General features: G+C 67.0%; 4 protein-coding genes and 1 pseudogene. 1 reads left to right on the top strand and 4 read right to left on the bottom strand.

Translation table 11 applies throughout. The annotated features are described in order from the left end of the window. Window positions 1-80: 80 nt before the first annotated feature. Genes WAN71_RS11640 through rpsB form a run of 3 tightly spaced genes read right to left on the bottom strand, consistent with a single transcriptional unit; the run spans window position 81 to window position 3187 of the window. Window positions 81-1487, bottom strand: coding sequence for an amidase (locus WAN71_RS11640; RefSeq protein WP_422225472.1), 1407 nt, complete (start codon window positions 1485-1487; stop codon window positions 81-83). A gap of 10 nt (window positions 1488-1497) precedes the next feature. Then, the gene (gene tsf / locus WAN71_RS11635; RefSeq protein ID WP_422225471.1) at window positions 1498-2340 is read right to left on the bottom strand and encodes a translation elongation factor Ts; all 843 of its coding nucleotides are present in this window, start codon (window positions 2338-2340) and stop codon (window positions 1498-1500) included. A 1-nt stretch (window position 2341) separates the two neighbouring features. Next, entirely contained in the window at window positions 2342-3187 is an 846-nt protein-coding gene (gene rpsB, locus WAN71_RS11630) for a 30S ribosomal protein S2 (RefSeq protein WP_422225470.1), read from the bottom strand. Between the two features lie 306 nt (window positions 3188-3493). Here rpsB and WAN71_RS11625 point away from each other — a divergent pair. Then, window positions 3494-3928, top strand: a pseudogene (locus WAN71_RS11625) (M23 family metallopeptidase); the annotation flags it as partial. Between the two features lie 89 nt (window positions 3929-4017). On the opposite strand, the gene WAN71_RS11620 reads toward WAN71_RS11625, so the two are convergent. Then, on the bottom strand, window positions 4018-4279 hold a 262-nt coding region (locus WAN71_RS11620; protein WP_422225469.1), incomplete at its 5' end, for a tyrosine-type recombinase/integrase.

Here is a 4279-nt window from a genome sequence, read left to right as displayed (position 1 = left end):
TCCTCAGGCCGTCCCGGCCTGCATCGTCACCGAACGGACTGATGGTTCGGCTCCTCCTCAGGCCGTCCCGGCCTGCATCGTCACCGAACGGCCTGAATGCGGGCCCACGGCTGGGCCTCTTCGAGTTCGTAGGCCAATTCCAGCAGCCGGACTTCGGCTCCCGTGACCGCGGACAACATCATGCCGACCGGCAACCCGTTGGCGGATTCTGCCAGCGGCAACGAGATCGAGGGCTCCCCGGTCACGTTCTGCAGCGGCGTGAACGCGACCCATTCTTGTAGCCGGTCGATGATCTGCTGGTAGTCGGCAGTCGGGTCGAGGTAACCGATCGGCGGCGTCTCGTCGGCCAGCGTCGGGGTCAACACCGCGTCATATGTTCGGGCGAAACGCGCGGTGTGCCGCCACGCGCCCCGCAGACGCATGAGCGCCAGTGGCAGCCGGTGCATGTTGCGGCGCGCGAGCCGATCCAGGCCCAGGGTCAGGTTGTCCAGCCGACTGCGATCGAAGCCGGCCTCGCTTCGGCTGAGGTGGATCTGGCCGAGTGCCAGCAGCCCCCAATACAGCAAAAAATCGGAGGCGAATCTGCTGGGCACCGGCGGCTTTTCGACGTGGTCGACGCGGTGGCCGAGTTCTTCGAGCAACCCGGCGGTTTTCAGCGTGAGCTCACGGACTTCGGCGCTGCACTCACGCAGTAGCGAGCGGGTGATGACGGCGATCCTCAGCCGCTGCTTGCCGGGGTGCCGCACGTCGCCGATCGGCGGCAGCTTCGGGGCGGGCCAGATGCGTTCGGCTTCCCGGAAAAAGGCCGCGGTGTCGCGCACCGATCGGGTGACCACCCCGTTGGTGACGAGGCGAATCGGCATTCGGCTGACTTCCTTATCCAGCGGCAGCCGGCCGCGCGACGGCTTCAACCCCACAAGTCCGTTGCAGGCCGCGGGGATCCGAATTGAGCCACCGCCGTCGTTGGCGTGGGCGATCGGTACCGCACCGGCCGCGACAAAGGCGCCGGAGCCCGACGACGACGCGCCTGCGGTGTAGTCGGTGTTCCACGGGTTGCGGACCGGTCCGAGCCGCGGGTGTTCGGCCGAGGCGCTGAACCCGTACTCCGACATCTGCGTTTTGCCTAGCGACGTCATCCCGGTGGCCAGGTACACCTGCGCGAACTCGCCGTCGAGGTCGGCTGGCCGCGGTGTCCACGCGTCGGCGCCCCGCATCGTCGGCAGCCCGGCGACGTCAACGTTGTCCTTGACGAAGGTGGGTACGCCGCTGAAAAAGCCGTCCTTCTCGGGTGCAGCCGCTGCGGCACGGGCCTGGTCGAATGTCCGATACGCCAAGCCGTTCACGGCGGCGTTGACGGCCTCGGTGCGCGCGATCGCCGCCTCGACGACCTCGGCCCGGCCTACCCGACCGGAGTTGAGGGCGTCGACCAGCTCGACTGCATCGAGATCACCGAGGGCGTCGTCATCAAACGCGTGCACATGTCGCATCCGGCTGATGCTACTGCTGCCCCACCTCGAAGCGGACGAACCGTGTGACGGTGACGCCGGCCTCGTCGAGCAGCGCCTTGACCGTCTTCTTGTTGTCGGACACCGACGGCTGCTCGAGCAGCACGACGTCCTTGAAGAACCCGTTCAGCCGGCCCTCGACGATCTTGGGCAAGGCCTGTTCGGGCTTGCCTTCCGCGCGCGAGGTCTCTTCGGCGATACGCCGTTCGCTGGCCACCACGTCGTCGGGCACGTCGTCGCGGGACAAATACCGGGCCTTGAGTGCGGCGATCTGCAGCGCGACGGCATGTGCCGCGGCTGTGCCTGTGTCCGGGTCGTTACCCGGACCGTACTCGACCAGGACACCAACGCCCGGCGGTAGGTCGGCTGCGCGCTTGTGCAGGTAGGTCTCGACGGTGCCGTCGAAGTACGCGACCCGGCGCAATTCGAGCTTTTCGCCGATCTTCGCCGACAGGTCGGCGATGGCCTGCTCAACGGTTTTAGTACCCGAGGCTTGGCCAATAGGAGAAGCCTTGACGGCTTCGACGTCGGCGGCCTTGGACTTGGCGGCCGCCGCGACGATCTCGTCGGCGAGCTTTTGGAACTCAGCGTTCTTGGCGACGAAGTCGGTCTCGCTGTTCAGCTCGATCAGCGCGCCGTCCTTGGCCGCCACCAGACCCTCGGCGGTGGCCCGCTCGGCGCGCTTGCCGACATCCTTGGCGCCCTTGATCCGCAGCGCCTCGACGGCCTTGTCGAAGTCGCCGTCGGTTTCGGCCAGCGCGTTTTTGCAGTCGAGCATGCCGGCACCGGTGAGCTCCCGAAGCCGCTTGACGTCGGCAGCGGTGAAGTTCGCCATATCAGCCTTCCGTGGGGGTTGATTCGGTTGCGTCTCCGGCGGCGGTCACGGCCGCGGGGGCTTCTGCTGAAGCGGTGGCCGAGGCCAGCAGTTCTTGCTCCCATTCGGCGAGCGGCTCAGCCGCTTCTGCCTCGGGCTTGCCGTCGCCGCGACCAAGACCGGCACGCGCCTGCAGGCCCTCGGCTACCGCCGAGGCGATCACCTTGGTCAGCAGGGCCGCCGAGCGGATCGCGTCGTCGTTGCCCGGGATCGGGTAGTCGACCAGGTCGGGGTCGCAGTTGGTGTCGAGGATCGCGATCACCGGGATACCCAGCTTGCGAGCCTCGCCGACGGCGATGTGCTCCTTGTTGGTGTCGACGACCCAAACCGCCGACGGCACCTTCGCCATGTCGCGGATACCGCCCAGGCTGCGCTCCAGCTTGTTCTTTTCCCGGGTCAGGCCCAGGATTTCCTTTTTGGTACGGCCCTCGAAGCCACCGGTCTGCTCCATCGTCTCGAGTTCCTTGAGCCGCTGCAGCCGCTTGTGGACGGTGGAGAAGTTGGTCAGCATGCCGCCCAGCCAGCGCTGATTGACATACGGCATGCCAACCCGGGTGGCTTCGGCGGCGATGGACTCCTGCGCCTGCTTCTTGGTACCGACAAACAACACCGAGCCGCCATGGGCGACGGTCTCTTTGACGAATTCGTACGCCTTGTCGATGAAGGTCAGCGTCTGCTGCAAGTCGATGATGTAGATGCCGTTGCGGTCGGTGAAGATGAACCGCTTCATCTTGGGATTCCAGCGACGGGTCTGATGCCCGAAGTGGGTGCCGCTGTCGAGCAGCTGCTTCATGGTTACTACGGCCATGCTTATGCCTTTGTGTGTCGGTTGTCGCCCGGCGTCGGGTGAAGCCGGGCCCTGGCGGCTGCTGCGATGCCGGACCCGCTGTGGAACGGGACCGCCCGGCATGCGGTGCGAACTCCTAGTGGAACTCCGAGCCGCGGTGCAGACGCGCGAAGTCAGTCCGTTAATACGGGCTGCGGGAAGCAGTTTACACGGTCTCAGCAGGTGCTTTGTCCACAGTGCTGGCTGGCCGGGTTGGCGATGCCAAGGTGAACTGAGGATATGCGATGGGTGGCGGTGATCTTGGTCGCGGCGCTGATCTGGGCAAGCCCGGTCCGAGCGGACGACGTGCGGCTGGACTGGCCGCTGCGGCCGCACCCGGCGGTAGTGCGAACCTTCGACGCCCCGGCCCCGGACTGGAACCGCGGACATCGCGGTGTGGACCTGGCGGGCACGCCAGGCCAGCCGGTATATACCGCGGACGCGGGGACCGTGGTCTACGCCGGGATGCTGGCTGGCCGGCAGGTGGTGTCGTTGGCTCACCCGGGTGGTTTGCACACCAGCTACGAACCGGTGCAGGCGACTGTGCGGGTCGGGCAGCTGCTGACCGCCGGGACGGTGATCGGTGAATTGCTGGCCGGGCACCCGGGCTGTCCGGTCGCGGCGTGCCTGCACTGGGGCGCGATGTGGGGCCCGGCTGCCCGGGCCGATTACGTCGACCCACTGGGGTTGCTGGCGTCCACGCCAATCCGGCTCAAACCGCTGCGCGGGTGACTATTCCAGTCGCCGAGTGTGGGGTTGATGGACGCTTTTGCCGAAAAAGCGTGACACAACCCCACATTCGAGGCCCGGAATTAGGCCCGCGGATGGGCGCGGTCATGCACCGCCCGCAGTCGGGCAACCGTGACGTGGGTGTAGAGCTGGGTGGTGGCCAGGCTGGAATGGCCAAGCAACTCCTGCACGAAACGCAGGTCAGCTCCGCCCTCGAGCAGGTGGGTGGCCGCGCTGTGTCGCAGCCCGTGCGGCCCCATGTCGGGTGCGCCATCCACCGCGGCGACGGTCTGGTGCACGACGGTGCGGGCTTGGCGCACGTCGAGCCGCCGACCTCGCGCGCCC

The sequence above is a fragment of the Mycobacterium sp. genome (assembly GCF_049280035.1).
Classification (GTDB): domain Bacteria; phylum Actinomycetota; class Actinomycetes; order Mycobacteriales; family Mycobacteriaceae; genus Mycobacterium.
This window is presented reverse-complemented; position numbering and strand designations above follow the sequence as displayed.

Excerpts from the sequence above, each read along its gene's own strand:
- WAN71_RS11640 (WP_422225472.1), bottom strand. The coding sequence starts at position 1,487 with ATGCGACATGTGCACGCGTTTGATGACGACGCCCTCGGTGATCTCGAT.
- tsf (WP_422225471.1), bottom strand. The coding sequence starts at position 2,340 with ATGGCGAACTTCACCGCTGCCGACGTCAAGCGGCTTCGGGAGCTCACC.
- rpsB (WP_422225470.1), bottom strand. The coding sequence starts at position 3,187 with ATGGCCGTAGTAACCATGAAGCAGCTGCTCGACAGCGGCACCCACTTC.